The organism is Paracoccus sp. TD-10 (assembly GCF_048270675.1).
GTDB lineage: Bacteria > Pseudomonadota > Alphaproteobacteria > Rhodobacterales > Rhodobacteraceae > Paracoccus > Paracoccus pantotrophus.
In genome coordinates, this window is the sequence record NZ_CP182418.1 from 1,069,216 (window position 1) to 1,084,903 (window position 15,688).

The 15,688-nt window shown below is 66.5% G+C and carries 16 protein-coding genes and 2 tRNA genes; 10 read left to right on the forward strand and 8 right to left on the reverse strand.

Annotated features, from left to right (window positions below; genetic code table 11):
• The first annotated feature begins 4 nt into the window (after window positions 1-4).
• The 4 genes from ACNKFW_RS05240 to ACNKFW_RS05255 all read left to right on the forward strand — a co-directional run bounded on the left by ACNKFW_RS05240 (window position 5) and on the right by ACNKFW_RS05255 (window position 3,220).
• Window positions 5-877, forward strand: a complete 873-nt coding sequence (locus tag ACNKFW_RS05240) for a F0F1 ATP synthase subunit gamma (protein WP_024845121.1) — start codon at window positions 5-7, stop codon at window positions 875-877.
• Window positions 878-894: 17 nt separating this feature from the next.
• On the forward strand, window positions 895-2,319 hold the full coding sequence (atpD, locus tag ACNKFW_RS05245; RefSeq protein WP_024845122.1) for a F0F1 ATP synthase subunit beta: 1,425 nt from the start codon (window positions 895-897) through the stop codon (window positions 2,317-2,319).
• Between the two features lie 9 nt (window positions 2,320-2,328).
• Window positions 2,329-2,775, forward strand: a complete 447-nt coding sequence (locus ACNKFW_RS05250; RefSeq protein WP_024845123.1) for a F0F1 ATP synthase subunit epsilon — start codon at window positions 2,329-2,331, stop codon at window positions 2,773-2,775.
• Window positions 2,776-2,869: 94 nt separating this feature from the next.
• Complete coding sequence (locus tag ACNKFW_RS05255; RefSeq protein WP_024845124.1) at window positions 2,870-3,220, forward strand: H-type lectin domain-containing protein; 351 nt, start codon at window positions 2,870-2,872, stop codon at window positions 3,218-3,220.
• Window positions 3,221-3,226: 6 nt separating this feature from the next.
• Here ACNKFW_RS05255 and ACNKFW_RS05260 read toward each other — a convergent pair whose 3' ends face one another.
• Together ACNKFW_RS05260 and ACNKFW_RS05265 are read right to left on the reverse strand one after the other, a co-directional pair.
• Window positions 3,227-4,003 carry an alpha/beta fold hydrolase gene (locus ACNKFW_RS05260; RefSeq protein ID WP_147427761.1) on the reverse strand — a complete coding sequence of 259 codons (777 nt, stop codon included), beginning with the start codon at window positions 4,001-4,003 and terminating at the stop codon, window positions 3,227-3,229.
• Complete coding sequence (locus ACNKFW_RS05265) at window positions 4,000-4,599, reverse strand: 2-hydroxychromene-2-carboxylate isomerase (RefSeq protein WP_024845126.1); 600 nt, start codon at window positions 4,597-4,599, stop codon at window positions 4,000-4,002. Before ACNKFW_RS05265 ends, ACNKFW_RS05260 begins: the two co-directional genes overlap by 4 nt.
• Before the next feature lie 81 nt (window positions 4,600-4,680).
• Here ACNKFW_RS05265 and ACNKFW_RS05270 point away from each other — a divergent pair, with 81 nt between their 5' ends.
• Window positions 4,681-5,700 (forward strand): ribose-phosphate pyrophosphokinase, encoded by a 1,020-nt coding sequence (locus ACNKFW_RS05270; RefSeq protein ID WP_024845127.1) that lies wholly within the window; start codon window positions 4,681-4,683, stop codon window positions 5,698-5,700.
• Window positions 5,701-5,766: 66 nt separating this feature from the next.
• Here the strand turns inward: ACNKFW_RS05270 and ACNKFW_RS05275 are convergent, their stop codons facing one another.
• From ACNKFW_RS05275 to rlmB, 3 genes are all read right to left on the reverse strand, one after another.
• Window positions 5,767-6,219 carry a CoA-binding protein gene (locus ACNKFW_RS05275; protein ID WP_024845128.1) on the reverse strand — a complete coding sequence of 151 codons (453 nt, stop codon included), beginning with the start codon at window positions 6,217-6,219 and terminating at the stop codon, window positions 5,767-5,769.
• Between the two features lie 184 nt (window positions 6,220-6,403).
• Window positions 6,404-6,817 carry a YHS domain-containing (seleno)protein gene (locus ACNKFW_RS05280; protein ID WP_024845129.1) on the reverse strand — a complete coding sequence of 138 codons (414 nt, stop codon included), beginning with the start codon at window positions 6,815-6,817 and terminating at the stop codon, window positions 6,404-6,406.
• Window positions 6,818-6,916: 99 nt separating this feature from the next.
• Window positions 6,917-7,714 (reverse strand): 23S rRNA (guanosine(2251)-2'-O)-methyltransferase RlmB, encoded by a 798-nt coding sequence (rlmB, locus tag ACNKFW_RS05285; RefSeq protein ID WP_024845130.1) that lies wholly within the window; start codon window positions 7,712-7,714, stop codon window positions 6,917-6,919.
• 164 nt (window positions 7,715-7,878) lie between these two features.
• On the opposite strand from rlmB, the gene ACNKFW_RS05290 reads away from it, so the two are divergent.
• The 5 genes from ACNKFW_RS05290 (at window position 7,879) to ACNKFW_RS05310 (ending at window position 12,978) form a co-directional block, all read left to right on the forward strand.
• Window positions 7,879-7,962 (forward strand) — tRNA-Tyr (locus ACNKFW_RS05290).
• A gap of 342 nt (window positions 7,963-8,304) precedes the next feature.
• Complete coding sequence (locus tag ACNKFW_RS05295) at window positions 8,305-9,300, forward strand: ABC transporter substrate-binding protein (protein WP_024846073.1); 996 nt, start codon at window positions 8,305-8,307, stop codon at window positions 9,298-9,300.
• Between the two features lie 74 nt (window positions 9,301-9,374).
• Window positions 9,375-10,256 (forward strand): ABC transporter permease, encoded by an 882-nt coding sequence (locus ACNKFW_RS05300; RefSeq protein ID WP_024846074.1) that lies wholly within the window; start codon window positions 9,375-9,377, stop codon window positions 10,254-10,256.
• The gene (locus ACNKFW_RS05305) at window positions 10,253-11,299 is read left to right on the forward strand and encodes a quaternary amine ABC transporter ATP-binding protein (protein ID WP_418024805.1); all 1,047 of its coding nucleotides are present in this window, start codon (window positions 10,253-10,255) and stop codon (window positions 11,297-11,299) included. The genes ACNKFW_RS05300 and ACNKFW_RS05305 overlap by 4 nt, the downstream gene beginning before the upstream one ends.
• Window positions 11,300-11,499: 200 nt before the next feature.
• Window positions 11,500-12,978: a nucleobase:cation symporter-2 family protein gene (locus tag ACNKFW_RS05310; RefSeq protein ID WP_024846076.1), complete on the forward strand. Its 1,479-nt coding sequence runs from the start codon at window positions 11,500-11,502 to the stop codon at window positions 12,976-12,978.
• 280 nt (window positions 12,979-13,258) lie between these two features.
• Here the strand turns inward: ACNKFW_RS05310 and ACNKFW_RS05315 are convergent.
• The 3 genes from ACNKFW_RS05315 to ACNKFW_RS05325 all read right to left on the reverse strand — a co-directional run bounded on the left by ACNKFW_RS05315 (window position 13,259) and on the right by ACNKFW_RS05325 (window position 15,449).
• Window positions 13,259-13,333: transfer RNA gene (locus tag ACNKFW_RS05315), tRNA-Glu, on the reverse strand.
• Between the two features lie 111 nt (window positions 13,334-13,444).
• Window positions 13,445-14,659 (reverse strand): Bcr/CflA family efflux MFS transporter, encoded by a 1,215-nt coding sequence (locus ACNKFW_RS05320; RefSeq protein WP_147427796.1) that lies wholly within the window; start codon window positions 14,657-14,659, stop codon window positions 13,445-13,447.
• A 94-nt stretch (window positions 14,660-14,753) separates the two neighbouring features.
• Entirely contained in the window at window positions 14,754-15,449 is a 696-nt protein-coding gene (locus tag ACNKFW_RS05325; RefSeq protein WP_147427798.1) for a carbonic anhydrase family protein, read from the reverse strand.
• Window positions 15,450-15,688: the final 239 nt, after the last annotated feature.

Below are 15,688 nucleotides of genomic sequence, written 5' to 3' on the forward strand. Positions count from 1 at the left end.
ATAGATGCCCAGCCTCAAGGATCTCAAGAACCGGATCGGCAGCGTCAAGAACACGCGCAAGATCACCAAGGCGATGCAGATGGTCGCCGCCGCGAAACTGCGCCGCGCGCAGGAAGCGGCGGAGGCTGCGCGTCCCTATGCCGACCGGATGGCCTCGGTGATGGCCGGGCTGACCGCTGCGGCGGCGGGCTCGGACATGGCGCCGCGGCTGCTGGCGGGGACCGGCGAAGACCGCCGTCACCTGCTGGTGGTGATGACCTCGGAGCGCGGGCTTGCGGGCGGGTTCAACTCGTCCATCGTCAAGCTCGCCCGCCTGCGCCTGCAGGAGTTGCAGGCGCAGGGCAAGCAGGTGTCGATCCTGACCGTCGGCAAGAAGGGCCGCGAGCAGCTGAAGCGCGAATACAGCGACCTCTTTGTCCATCACGTCGACATGAGCGAGGTCAAGCGCATCGGCTACGAGAACGCGCGCCAGATCGCGGACGAGATCCTCGACCGCTTCGACGCCGGCGAGTTCGACGTGGCGACGCTGTTCTACAACCGCTTCGAAACGGTGATCAGCCAGGTTCCGACCGCAAGGCAGATCATCCCCGCCGTGGTCGAGGAGGGCGAGGCCGCGGCCTCGGCGCTCTACGATTACGAGCCGGATGAAAGCGCGATCCTGAACGACCTTCTGCCGCGCTCGGTGGCGACGCAGGTCTTTGCGGCGCTGCTGGAGAATGCCGCGTCCGAACAGGGCGCGCGGATGACCGCCATGGACAACGCCACGCGCAATGCCGGCGACATGATCGACAGGCTGACGACGGAATACAACCGCTCGCGTCAGGCCGCGATCACCAAGGAACTGATTGAAATCATCTCGGGCGCAGAGGCGCTCTGACACGTAGAGGTAGAGACATGGCAGAGGCCAATGGAAAAATCACGCAGGTGATCGGCGCCGTCGTCGACGTGCAGTTCGACGGCCAGCTTCCTGCGATTCTGAACGCTCTGGAAACCGAGAACAACGGCAAGCGCCTGGTGCTGGAAGTGGCCCAGCACCTGGGCGAGAACACCGTCCGCACCATCGCCATGGACGCGACCGAAGGTCTGGTCCGCGGCCTGCCGGTGCGCGACACCGGCGGCCCGATCACCGTCCCGGTCGGCGATGCGACCCTGGGCCGCATCCTGAACGTGGTCGGCGAGCCAGTCGACGAAGGCGGCCCGGTCGAGGCGACCCAGACCCGCGCCATCCACCAGCCGGCCCCGGACTTCGCCGCCCAGGCGACCGCCTCCGAGATCCTGGTGACGGGCATCAAGGTCATCGACCTGCTGGCCCCCTATTCCAAGGGCGGCAAGATCGGCCTGTTCGGCGGCGCCGGCGTCGGCAAGACGGTTCTGATCATGGAACTGATCAACAACATCGCCAAGGTGCACTCGGGCTATTCGGTCTTCGCGGGCGTCGGCGAGCGGACCCGCGAGGGCAATGACCTCTATCACGAGATGGTGGAATCGGGCGTCATCAAGCCGGACAACCTGGCGCAATCGCAGGTGGCGCTGGTCTATGGCCAGATGAACGAGCCTCCGGGGGCGCGGATGCGCGTGGCGCTGACCGGCCTGACCCTGGCCGAGCAGTTCCGCGACGCGACCGGCACCGACGTTCTGTTCTTCGTCGACAACATCTTCCGCTTCACCCAGGCGGGTTCGGAAGTGTCGGCGCTTCTGGGCCGCATCCCCTCGGCCGTGGGCTACCAGCCGACGCTGGCCACCGACATGGGCGCGATGCAGGAGCGCATCACCTCGACCAAGAACGGCTCGATCACCTCGATCCAGGCCGTCTACGTTCCGGCCGACGACTTGACCGACCCGGCCCCGGCCACGACCTTTGCCCACCTGGACGCCACGACGGTTCTGTCGCGCGCCATCTCGGAACTGGGCATCTACCCGGCCGTGGACCCGCTCGACTCGAACTCGCGGATCCTCGATCCGGCGATCGTCGGCGAAGAGCATTACCAGGTCGCCCGCGACGTCCAGGGCATCCTGCAGAAATACAAGTCGCTGCAGGACATCATCGCCATTCTCGGCATGGACGAACTGTCGGAAGAGGACAAGCTGACCGTGGCCCGCGCCCGGAAGATCCAGCGTTTCCTGTCGCAGCCCTTCGACGTGGCCAAGGTCTTTACCGGCTCGGACGGGGTGCAGGTGCCGCTGGAGGATACGATCAAGTCGTTCAAGGCGGTCGTGGCCGGCGAATACGATCACCTGCCCGAGGCGGCCTTCTACATGGTCGGCGGCATCGAGGAAGTGAAAGCCAAGGCTCAGCGTCTCGCCGCTGACGCGGCGTAAGGGGGCGACATGGCCGACACGATGCAGTTCGACCTCGTCTCGCCGGAACGGAACCTGGTTTCCGTCCCGGTGCGCGAGGTGCGCCTGCCCGGCGCCGATGGCGACCTGACGGCGATGCCCGGCCATGCGCCGGCCATCGTCAACCTGCGCCCCGGTCTGGTGACCGTGGTGGCGGGCGACGGGTCCGAGACGGAATTCGCGGTGACCGGCGGCTTCGCCGAGATCAACAACGACTCCGTCACCCTGCTGGCCGAACGCGGGCATCCCCGTGCCGAGATGACGCAGGAGGTCTTCAACGAGATGATGGCCCAGGCCCGTCGTCGCGTCGAAGTCGCCAAGGAGCGCGAATCCGCCGGCGAGGAACTGGTCGCCGCGGCGGTCAAGCTCCTGGCCGACATGGAGGCGCTCGGCACGCATATCGGGCTTGATCCGAACCAGGCGAATTTCCCGCATTAACCGGGATTGACAAAAAAGGATGGTAAGCCCCGGTTTTCCGGGGCTTTATCTGTTCTGCGCCATCGTTTGTCATGGCGTGGGGAGGGGGGAAGGGGTGCGACGTTTCGGATATTTCGCCGTCGGTGTCGCCAATGGCTCGACCGAGATGTTTTCGGCTTTCGAGAGCGGCGGGCCGATGTGGACCGGGCATGGACCGCGGGTGGAAGTGCGATCCGTGCGCTTCGACGAACATTTCGTCGAGCCGCCGGTGGTGCATGTCTCGCTGAGCATGTGGGATGTGGACAGCACCGCCAACCAGCGCGCCGATATTCAGGCGGTGAACATCACCGCCGAAGGGTTCGAGCTGCAATTCAGCACCTGGGGCGATACCCGCGTCGCGCGCGTCCGCGCCAGCTGGATGGCCATCGGTCCCCTGCGACACGCGGACGACTGGGATCTGGACTGACCCTGCTCAGGCCTGGTCCAGGTTCAGCGCGATCAGTTCGGCCACCTGCCGCGGATGGGTGATCGGCAGCATATGGCCGGCGCCGGGAACGCGGGCGCGCCCGACATCGGGCAGCCGCGCTGCCAGCGCATCGGCGATGGCCGGGATCACGGCGGGCGAATCCTCGCCCATGACGATCAGCACCGGCGCGTCGATGGCCTCCAGCCCGCCTTCCCGCAGGATATTGGCGCTGTCTTGGCGCAGCGCCTGGTTGCTGGCCTGGACCAGGTGGATCTGCCGCGCGAGCCGCGCTTTGCCCGCGGCGGTCTGCGACTCCCAGTCGAGCCCGCCCCAGACGCCCAGAAAGGCGCGTGCCGCCTCGGCATCCTCTCCGGCGGCAAGCCGGGCCGCGACATCCTCCATCAGCGCGTCGTTCAGCGGCTCGGGGGCGGCGGCGAACAGCACCGGCTCGATCAGGGTCAGGCTGCGCACCGCTTCGGGGGCGGCGACGGCGATGCGCAGCGCCACGGTCGCGCCCATGCTGTGGCCGATCAGGTCCAGCGGCCGGTCGATCAGCGCCGCGGCCTTGCGGGTGACGTCGGTGTGGTAATCCGGCGCGTCCCCGTCTTCGTCCCAGTCCGGACTTTGCCCATGGCCGGGCAGGTCCGGCGCGCTGATCCGCACCCGGTCGCGCAGCACCTCGGCGATCGGCCCCCAATAGACCGCGTTGCCCATCATGCAATGCAGCGCCAGGGCCGGGCGGTCCTCGTTGCCCGGCCAGCGCCTCAGGTGCAGCGCGCTCACAGGCTTGCCAGGTGCCGGTCGAGGAAATCCAGCCGATCCTGGCCCCAGAACCGTTCGCCCGTTTCGCGCACCACATAGAAGGGGGCGCCAAAGACCCCGGCCTCGACCGCCTGTTCCAGGTTGCGGCCGAAGGTCTCGGCGCCGACGAACAGGCCCTTGTCGGCCAGGTCCGGGTCGAAGCCCGCCGCGGCCAGCGTGCGGCGGATCACCGCGTCGTCGGCGATGTCGGCATTCTCGGCCCAGACGGCGCGCAGGAAGCCCTGCACCAGCCCCGGCAGGTCGCCGCCGCCCGCCTGTTGTGCGGCGATGATGGCATAGGACGAAGGCGCGGGGTTCACCGGCCAGAAGGCGGGCTTCAGGTTCAGCGCCATGCCCAGGTGTTCGGACCAGCGCCGCAATTCCTGCGCGCGGTATTCCATGCGCGAGGGGTGGCGGTTCGCCGGCCGCACCCCACCGGTGCGGTCGAACAATTGCAGCAGATCGACGGGCTTGTAGGTGATCGTCGCCCCGTGGCGGGCGGCGATTTCCTCCAGCCGGTTGCCGGCGAGATAGCTCCAGGGGCTGGGGGTGCCGAAGTAATAGTCGATATGCGCCATGGTTTCGTCCTCGGGGTTTGCGGGCAGGCTAGCCCGGTGCTAAGCGGGGTGCAATCGCACGAATCCAGACAGGGAAAGCCCATGCCGGCCATGACCGAACCCAAGCTCATCGCGGGAAATGCGAACCGGCCTCTGGCCAATGCCATCGCCCGCCGCATGTCGATGCATCGCGGGATGAATGTCGCCCCCGTCGAGGCGCGGGTCGAGCGGTTCAACGACCAGGAGATCTTCGTCGAGGTCTATGAGAATGTCCGCGGCGAGGACATGTTCATCATCCAGCCGACCTCGAACCCGGCCAATGACAACCTGATGGAACTGCTGATCATGACGGATGCGCTCAAGCGTTCGTCGGCGGCGCGCATCACCGCGGTCATCCCCTATTTCGGCTATGCGCGCCAGGATCGCCGCGCCAAGGCCCGCACGCCGATCAGCGCCAAGCTGGTCGCCAACCTGCTGACCGAGGCGGGCGTGGACCGGGTGCTGACGCTGGACCTGCATGCGGCGCAGATCCAGGGCTTCTTCGACATCCCGGTGGACAATCTCTATGCCGCGCCGGTCTTTGCGCTGGACATCAAGCATCACTTCCGCGAGCGGCTGTCCGATCTGATGGTGATCTCGCCCGACGTGGGCGGGGTGGCGCGGGCGCGGGAGCTGGCGCAGCGCATCGGCGCGCCGCTGGCCATCGTCGACAAGCGCCGCGAGAAGCCGGGTGAGGTGGCCGAGATGACGGTGATCGGCGACGTGACCGGCAAGACCTGCATCATCGTCGACGACATCTGCGACACCGCCGGCACGCTCTGCAAGGCGGCGCAGGTGCTGACCGAGCACGGCGCGACCGAGGTGCATGCCTATATCACCCACGGCGTCCTTTCCGGCCCGGCGGTCGAGCGGGTGCAGGCCTCGGTGATGAAATCGCTGGTGATCACCGATTCCATCGAACCGACCGAGAAGGTGAAGGCCGCCTCGAACATCCGCATCGTGCCGACGGCGCCGATGTTCGCCCAGGCGATTCTGAACATCTGGAACGGCACTTCGGTCAGCTCGCTGTTCGAGGTGGACACGCTGGGCCCGATCTACGAAGGGCTCTATTCCGGCTTCTGATCGCCGGCGACGCAAAGGCAAGGCCCCGATCCGCCGGACCGGGGCCTTTCTCGTGCTTTCAAGGCTTTAAAGAAAGCGCGGGAACTCGATCTTCGGGCAGCGATCCTCGATCACCGTCAGGCCGCGGGCGCGGGCGCGGCCGGCCGCCTGCGGATGGCGGATGCCCAATTGCATCCAGATCGTGTCCAGTCTGGGCAGATGCGCCAGCGCCTGGTCGACGATGGCGGGCACGGCCTCGGCCCGACGGAAGATGTCCACCATGTCCACCGCCTGCTCGGGCGGAATCGCGCGCAGGTCGGGATAGACCCGCTCGTCCAGGATGGTGCCGCCCGCATGGCCCGGATTGACCGGAATGATGCGATAGCCCTGCGATTTCAGGTAACGGGCCACGCCCCAGGATGGTCGCGCCTCGTTCGGCGACAGGCCCACGATGGCAATGCAGCGCACCGTGCGGGCGATGCGCGCAATGTCGTCGTCGACCGGCGAGGTGCCGATGTCGCGAAGTACTGCCAGGTTCATCTGATCCTCCCCCAGATCTCAACCGAAAGTGGCATGGAAAAAGCGCCCGGTCCAGAGGTCTGGCCGGGCGCAAGTCGCGGAACGAGGGACAGTGATCTGAACATGACCGTTCCGTGGTCATGTTCGATAAATAAATGGGAACCGTGGCTAAAAAGTTCCACCCGGCTCGCAAAAAAGTGAAATTTCACGGATTCATGCGTGCCCAGACGGCCTTGGCGCGCATCAGGATTTGCTGCGGATCGGCAAGAAGCCGCTCACGCGCCTGCTCGGAGCGCAGGAAATAGGTGCGCTGGCCGATCACCACGAAATGGCGCGGATTGCCGGGTTCGGATCGGCCTTCGGACAGGGCCAGGACGCAAAGCCCGCCAAGGCCTGGGGCATAAGCCTTTGGATTAGCCTCGAAAAGATTGCGGTTCTGTTCGCTGGCGAAATGCCAGGCCTGGCCGCGCCAGACCGTGACCAGGTCGGTGCGCCCCGGTACCGCGGCATTTTCCGTGCCATAGGAGACCGGGTCCATGCCGTCCAATGCCCAATCCTGCGCCATCGCCGCCGGAACGGGCAGGGCAAGCATCAGGCTGGCGAGAATCGGACGAATCATGGCGCGTGGGGGGTTGGTGGAACTGCTTTCGATCTGGCAAATCGGTTGGCGATTCTCAACCGGGGCGGGCGGGTTCTAGCGCCGATGTGAAGGCTGGGCTCAACTCTGTGAAGCCGCGTAAAGCGCCACCGCCGCCGCGTTCGAGACGTTGAGCGAGCCGAAATCTGCCGCGAAGGGGATGCGCAGGATGCGGTCGCAGGTCTCGCGCGTGCGTTCGCGCAGGCCGGGCCCCTCGGCGCCCAGGACCAGGCAGATCGCCCGGCCCGAGAGTTCCGCCAGCGCCTGCGGCAGGGTCTCCGTGCCGGTGCCGTCCAGGCCCAGCACGACATAGCCCATGGATTGCAGCTCGATCAGCGTATCGGCCAGGTTGACGACGCGCAGATAGGGCTGCCGCTCCAGCGCGCCCGAGGCAGTTTTGGCCAGCGCCCCGGTCTCGGGCGCGGAATGGCGCGCCGGCGCGATGACCGCGCGCGCGCCAAAGACCTCGGCCGAGCGCAGGATGGCGCCGACGTTATGCGGGTCCGTCACCCGGTCCAGCGCCACCAGCAGCGGCCGGCCCGGCCCGGTAAGCGCCAGGTCGGCCAGGCTATCCCATTTCAGCGGCTTGACCTCTAGCGCCGCGCCCTGATGGACGCTTTCCGGCGACAGTGGCACCGTTCGGTCGAAGACGCGGGCGTCGATGATCTCCGGTGCGAGATCGGCGGGCAGGGGGCCCAGCCGGTCCAGCGCGTTGCGCGTCACCACCAGCCGCAGCTTGTCGCGGCGGGGATTGGCCAGGGCGTCGCGCACCGCATGCAGGCCGAACAACCAGACCGTTTCGGCCGCGGCGGCGCGGCGGGCGCGTTCCTTGTCGATGACCCAGGCGGGTTTCTTGGATTTCTGTGGTTTCTCGGCCATGTCGCATTCCCGGTTGCTGTTTCGACTGCGCAGAAAACGCGGCCGAATGCAACCTTCGCGGCGGGTTGGCATGGTGCGCAAGGAAGTGCGACTTTTCGGCGGTTCCCTGCTTGACGCCCCCGGACGGTCGGGATAATCACCGCTTCACGCCGAAAGCGTTCGGCGGGCGACGTGCTGCAAGGTGCGGCAGCGGACTGTAACTCCGCCGGGGAGACCCATGCCTGGTTCGATTCCAGGGTCGCCCACCATTATCCTCCAGACCAGCGGTTTGAATGGTGGATTCGCGGCGCGCGATTCAGCGCCCGGGGGATCGGGATGGGTTGCGTCCGGTGGGCTGCCGACGGCTTGCGTCAGGCCCTCGAACCGACCCGGAGATGGTGGCGCAAATCCCCCGCGGGCAGAAAACCCTGATGCGGATTTGAACTTTTCTCGCGGAACTGTATAATATCGCCCACCGAAATCGGGGCTCATGCCCCATTCCACGCAACAGGGTCGCAATCGACCCGCGGAGGTGACCGGCGCCGCGCGCCGGTTGGTTTCGCCCTGCGCCGCGGCATGCGTGCGCATTGAAAATCCGGAGATCATGTTTGATGGGCAGAATTCTTGCTTCGACCACGCTTGCCTGCTTGGCGCTGACCGTTCCCGCCTTTGCCGCGGATGAGCAATGCGGCAGCATCACCGTCGCGGAAATGAACTGGGCCTCGGCGGGGTTGGCGGCTTGGGTCGACAAGATCATTCTTGAAGAGGGCTACGGATGCGACGTGGGGCTGGTGGCGGGCGATACCATGCCCACCTTCGCCTCGATGAACGAAAAGGGCGAACCGGATATGGCGCCCGAACTGTGGGTCAATGCCGTCAAGGAACCCCTGGACCAGGCGGTCGAGGAGGGACGGATCGTCATCGCCTCGAAGATCCTGTCCGATGGCGGCGTCGAGGGCATCTGGGTGCCGACCTGGCTGGCCGAGGAACATGGCATCCGCACGCTCGCGGACGCGCTGGAGCATCCCGAACTGTTCCCCGGCGCCGAGGACAGCAGCAAGGGCGCCTGGTTCGGCTGCCCCTCGGGCTGGGCCTGCCAGGCGATCAACCGCAACCAGTTCGTCGGCTCGGGCGCCGCGGAAAAGGGGTTCGAACTGGTCGATTCCGGCTCGGCCGCGGCGCTGGACGGCTCGATCGCGCGGGCGGCGAACCGCAAAGAGGGCTGGCTGGGCTATTACTGGGCACCCACCGCGATCCTGGGCCAGTATGAGATGACCCGGCTGGACCTCGAGGCCGAGTTCGACCGCGAACGCTGGGACAGCTGCATGGTCAAGCCCGATTGCGCCGAGCCGGAGGTGACGGAATGGCCGGTCTCGGATGTCTATACCGCCGTGACCCGGGAATTTGCCGACAAGGCCGGCGTGGCCATGGACTATGTCAAGTCCCGCGCCTGGAGCAATGACACCGTCAACGAGATGCTGGCCTGGATGGTCGAGAACCAGGCCAGCAACGAGGACGCCGCCTATGAGTTCCTCGAACGGCACGAGGAGATCTGGACCCAATGGGTGCCCGCCGAGGTGGCCGAAAAGGTCAGGGCCGCCCTGTAATCCGCGCCTTCGCGCCTGACGGGCAAGGCCGCCGCCGCGGTCTTGCCCATTTCCATTTCCAAAGGATGAACGACATGGACCTGATCCGTTTCCCGGAAATGAGCCGCGGGAGCCTGCGCGCGATGCGCCAGACCATCGACAGCGGCTTCCGGGACTTCACCCGCGCCTGGGGCGACACGCTGGAGGCGATCTTCGCGCCGCTGCAAGACCTGCTGACCCTGATCGAGAACCTGCTGATCCGCTCGCCCTGGATCCTGGTGCTGGCGGTGCTGGCGGCGGCGATCTGGCTGGCCAGCCGAAGCTGGAAGATCGCGCTGGGTTCGGTGCTGGCCCTGCTGGTGGTCGGATATTTCGGCATGTGGGAGGACACGATGCGCACCATCGCCATGGTCGCGGTCTGCACCCTGATCGCCGTGGTGCTGGGCATTCCCATCGGCATCCTGATGGCGCAGTCGAACCGGATGAACGCCCTGGTGACGCCGATCCTGGACATGATGCAGACCATGCCGAGCTTCGTCTACCTGATCCCGGTGGTGATGATCTTTGGCCTGGGCAAGGTGCCGGGCGTGATCGCGGTGGTGATCTATGCCATCCCGCCGGTGATCCGGCTGACCAACCTGGGTATCCGCCAGGTGGCGCCGGACGTCCTGGAGGCCGCCGAGGCCTTCGGCTCGTCCAGCTGGCAGAAGCTGCGCGACGTGCAATTGCCGCTGGCGCTGCCGACGATCATGGCGGGCGTCAACCAGACCATCATGATGAGCCTTGCCATGGTCGTCGTCGCCTCGATGATCGGGGTGCGGGGCCTGGGCCAGCCGGTGCTGCAGGCGATCAACCAGCAATATTTCACCATGGGGGTGATGAACGGCCTGGCCATCGTCGCCATCGCCATCATCATGGACCGCACCACGCAGGCCTATGGCAAGCGGCTGCAAAAGCACACGGAGGCGGGCAAATGACCGAGGCGGGCATGCATGACATCGAGATCCGCGACCTTTACAAGATCTTCGGCCCCGAGGCCGGTCGCCATGTCGAGGCGGTCAAGGCCGGGCTGACCAAGGCCGAGCTGAACGACCGGCACAATCACGTCCTGGGCCTGCAAGACATCAACCTGACCATCCCGCATGGCCGGATCACGGTCATCATGGGGCTGTCGGGTTCGGGCAAGTCGACGCTGATCCGCCATATCAACGGGCTGATCCGGCCGACGGCGGGGCAGGTGCTTTACGACGGGCAGGACGTGGTGACGATGACGCCGGCGCAGCTGCGCGACTTCCGCCGGCAAAAGACCGCGATGGTGTTCCAGAAATTCGCGCTGCTGCCGCATCGCACCGTGCTGCGCAACGTCGCCTATGGGCTGGACATCCGCGGCATCGCCGAGGCCGAGGAGCGGGCGCGGCACTGGATCGGCCGCGTCGGCCTGCAGGGCTACGAGGAATACTATCCCCGCCAGCTTTCCGGCGGCATGCAGCAGCGCGTGGGCCTGGCGCGGGCGCTGGCCAATGATGCCGAGATCCTGCTGATGGACGAGGCCTTTTCGGCGCTGGACCCGCTGATCCGCATGGACATGCAGTCGATCCTGCTGGAATTGCAGCAGGAACTGCGCAAGACCATCATCTTCATCACCCATGACCTCGACGAGGCGCTGCGGCTCGGCGACAAGATCGCCATCCTGCGCGACGGCGCCATGGAGCAGGTGGGCGACGGGCAGGAGATCGTGCTGCGCCCCGCCAACGCCTATATCGCCGAGTTCGTGCGCGAGGTGAACCGCGGCCGCATCATCGAGGCGCGCACCATCGCCGCCCCCGCTGCCGATGGGCGCGCGCTGCCCGGCTTTGCCGTCAAGGCGCGCTCGCGGCTGGACCTGGTCGCGCGCCGCATGACCAAGGCCGGCGTGTCCGAGGCGCAGGTCCGCGACGGCGACAGGCTGGTCGGCATCATCGACCTGCCCTCGATCCTGGAGGCGATGGTCAACCCGGCCGATGCGGCCAGCGACGACTGAAGCCCTGCGTCCCTGGCCCAGGCTAGCGGCAGGGCGGAAACCCTGCCGCGGGCCTGGTCCGCCGCGCCCCCGGCCGTGCCGACTTTCTACTGTATTTTAAGTCAGCATATAGATTTCTGTAAAAGTCACCCCCGGCTTATCCCGATAAGTTCCGCCAATCTTTACAGGGAGAGCGTCTGCTTGCGGAGAAAGAGGGGGAGATGACTGTGCAAACGGCAACGAATGCAGAAGCGGGGCCGATCCGGCCCGAGGACGAACGGCTGGGCCTTGCCGCCAACCTGGCCTATGGCATGCAGCACATCCTGACCATGTATGGCGGCATCGTGGCGGTGCCGCTGATCGTCGGCCAGGCCGCCGGCCTGTCGCCCGCCGACATCGGGTTGCTGATCACGGCATCCCTGTTCGCCGGCGGGGTCGCGACCATCCTGCAAACCATCGGCCTGCCCTTCTTTGGCTGCCAGCTGCCGCTGGTGCAGGGCGTTTCCTTCGCCGGGGTCGCCACCATGATCGCCATCTCGGGCAATGGCGGCATACAGGCGATCTTCGGCGCGGTCATCGCCTCGTCGCTGCTGGGCCTACTGATCACGCCGGTGTTTTCCCGCATCACCCGCTTCTTTCCGCCGCTGGTGGCGGGAATCGTGATCACCACCATTGGCCTGACGCTGATGCCGGTCGCCGGCACCTGGGCGATGGGCGGCGACCGCAACGCGGCCGATTTCGGCAGCCCGGCCAATATCCTGCTGGCAGGCGTGACGCTGGCCATCGTGCTGCTGCTCAGCAAGGTCGGCAATGCCGCGATCTCCCGGCTGTCGATCCTGCTGGCGCTGGTGATCGGCACTGCCATCGCCTATGCGACCGGCATGACCGATTTTTCCCAGGTCGGGCAGGGGCCGGTCTTTGCGCTGCCGCAGATCTTTCATTTCGGCTATCCGACCTTCGGCGTCGCGGCCACCATCTCGATGTTCATCGTCATCCTCGTGACCCTGGTCGAGACCTCGGCGGATATCTTCGCCGTGGGCGAGATCGTCGAGACCAAGGTGGACGGGCGGCGGCTGGGCGACGGGCTGCGCGCCGACATGCTGTCGAGCATGCTGGCGCCGGTTGTCGGCTCGTTCACGCAAAGCGCCTTTGCCCAGAATGTCGGCCTGGTGGCCGTGACCGGTGTCAAGAGCCGCTATGTCGTGGCGACGGGCGGGCTGATCCTGGTGGCGCTGGGGCTGTTCCCGGTGATGGGCCGGATCGTCGCGGCGATTCCCAGCCCGGTGCTGGGCGGGGCCGGCATCGTCCTGTTCGGGACGGTTGCGGCCAGCGGCATCCGCACCCTGTCCAAGGTCGATTACGCCAACAACATGAACCTGATCATCGTGGCGACCTCGATCGGCTTTGGCACCATCCCGATCGTGCTTCCGGCCTTTTACCACCAGTTCCCGGCCTGGGTCGAGACGATCTTCCATTCGGGTATCAGCTCCTCGGCGCTGATGGCGATCACGCTCAACCTGCTGTTCAACCATTTCACGGCCGGCAATTCCGACCAGCCCTCGGTCTTCGGTGCCGCGGCGGAACGAACCATCCGCTATACCGACATCGCCCAGCTCGAGGACGGGGATTATTTCATGGACGGCCGGCTTTACGACGCGAACGGCAATGAGGTGCCGCTGATCCGGCCGGCCAGCCATTGATCGCAAGGCGGGCCGCCTTCCTGGCGGCCTGCCCGTATCCGGCCCAAACCGCCGCCCGTCAGCGGCAGGCGCCGTGCCGGGATATTCCAGGCTGACCACGGGCCGGTGTCACAATGCCACCCGCGGGCCGGCCAAGCCTCGCGCCCGCGCAATATGGCCGCGGCCGGCAGGCCACCCTAAGCACCATGGCCGGGTCGGTCGCATTTCGCGCCTATGCGCCCTGCCGCCTGGCCCAGGCGGATTGCGCAAGGCGGGATCGGGATCGGGGTAAAAGGGAAAGTGGCAGCCCGTAGGGGAGTCGAACCCCTCTTTTCAGGTTGAAAACCTGACGTCCTAACCGATAGACGAACGGGCCATGCCTGCGCCTGCACCTTGGCCGGCGACACGGCTGCTCTTTAGGCCAGCTTCGGCGGCTGCGCAAGGGGGCGCGGTGCATTCCCTGTGGGTAACTCGCGCTCCGGCGCCGTCAGCCCTCGCGCACGCCGCGCATCAGCATCAGCGCCAGCCCCGAGCAGACCAGCGTCGCCAGGACGATGGGCCGTGCCGTGCCGTCGTAAAGCAGGCCGACCGGCGCCGCGATCAGCACCGCGCCCAGCGTCGAGATCGCCCCGATCACCGAGGCCGCCATCCCCGCCACATGGCCCATGCGCTGCAAGGCCATGGCATTGAGGTTGCCGAAGGTCACGCCGGCCATGAAGAACACGCTGACCGCCCAGAAGAAGAAGGCCGGAAAGCGCAGCGCCTCGGGCAGCAGGTCGCAAAACACCAGCACCGTCATCAAGCCCGAGACCAGCACCTGCATGCCATAGGCCCAGCCCACGATCCGCCGCATGCCCAGCCGCACGACATAGCGCGCGTTCAGCACCGTGCCGCTGCCCGACAGCAGCGCCATGGCGGCGAACCACAGCGGGAAGCTGTCGCCCTTGCCATAGGTGTCGACGAAAAGCTGCTGGGCCGAACTCAGCAGCGCGAACATCTGCCCGAAGCCCAACGTCATCACCACCGTCACCAGCTGCACCTGGCCGTTGCCCATCACCTCGCGCGCCGCGGCGACCAGGCTGCGCGTGTTCAGCGGCCGGCGCGCGGCCTCGGGCAGGGTCTCGGGGCGGCGCAGGTTCAGCCACAGGCTGCCGATCAGCGCCAGCACCACGAAAGAGCCGAACACCCCGCGCCAGCCGACGAAATGGATCACCACCGCCCCGATCGAGGGCGCCACCGCCGGCACCAGGATGAAGACCATCATCACGAAGCTGGTGATCCGCGCCATCTCGCGGCCCTGGTACAGGTCGCGCACCATGGCCAGCGCCACGATCCGCGGCGCGGCGGCGCCGATGCCCTGCACGAAACGCGCCGCCAGCAATAGGTCCAGCGAATCGGCAAAGATCGCCGCCACGGCGGCGATGGCGTAAAGCGCAAAGCCGGCGGTGATGACCGGCTTGCGCCCCAGCGCGTCGGAAAGCGGCCCGCCGACCAGCAGGCCCATCCCCAGCCCGCCCACGAAAGAGGTCAGTACGAGCTGCGCGCGGTTGACGTTTCCGGGTGTCAGGGCGGCCGCGATCTCGGGCAGGGCGGGCAGCATGGAATCGATCGAAAAGGCGATGACGGCAAAGATCAGCGCCAGCATCGCGATGAACTCCGGCAGGGGCTGGCTGCGGGGCGGTCGAGCAATCGGGTCGGGCATGACGGTTTCCATGGCAGGGCAGCTTGCGGCCTATCCCCGCAGGCCCCCAGGTTCAACCCCTGGGGGCGCCCGGCATCCTCCCGGCGCTTTCCGCTTACAGGAAGCGGATTTCCCCCGTGGCGATGTCATGCATCGCGGCCATCACCACGATTTCGCCCGCATCGGCCATGTCCTTCAGGATCGGGCTTTCCGACAGGATCTTGGCCAGGGTCAGTTCGGCATTCTTCTCGGCCACCTTCTGCACCAGAGCCTTGTCTTTCGATGTGCGATTGGTCGGGGCAACGGCCGCGACGGCCGGCTCGATCAGTTGCAGAGCATGGGTCAGATGGCCCAGTTCGACCTTGTCGATCGCGCCCTTGACCGCACCGCAAGAGCTATGGCCCAGCACGACGATGGCCTTGGAGCCCGAGACCTTGCAGGCGAATTCCAGGCTGCCGATGATGTCGGTGTTCACACAATTTCCGGCGATGCGCGCGGTGAACAGGTCGCCGATCTTCTGGTCAAAGACCAGTTCCGGCGGCACGCGGCTGTCGATGCAGCCCACGACCGCGGCTATGGGATATTGCCCTTCCGAGGTTTCGCGCACCATCGCGTTCAGATCGCAGTTCCGCATTGCTCCGGCGGCGAAGCGGGCATTGCCCTCTTTCAGCGCCGCGATGACATCGGCGGGGGACATGCCGGCCTGCCGGGCCTGCGTTGGCATGAGGCAGGCGGTTTCCGCCAGGGCCGCGCCGGCGGAAGCCAGCGTGAGCGAAGCGGTGCTGCAAAGGAACATGCGGCGGTTGATCATGGGTTACTCCTCCCGTTGTGTTCATGGGTTCACAGCCCAAGGAGGCCGGGCGCGCGGACTGCACCGGACCGGACTGCACCGGACTGCATTGTTTTGCAATATTTCTCTTGAATGAACGCTGTCTGGCCAAAGAACCGGATTCGGCCTAGCGCCCATGCTGTCGCAGGGCGGTCATCGCCTCGGGGGAAACGGCACGCTCCGGCCCGGCCGCGCCTCGTCCTGCTTGCCGGCCGCCGCGC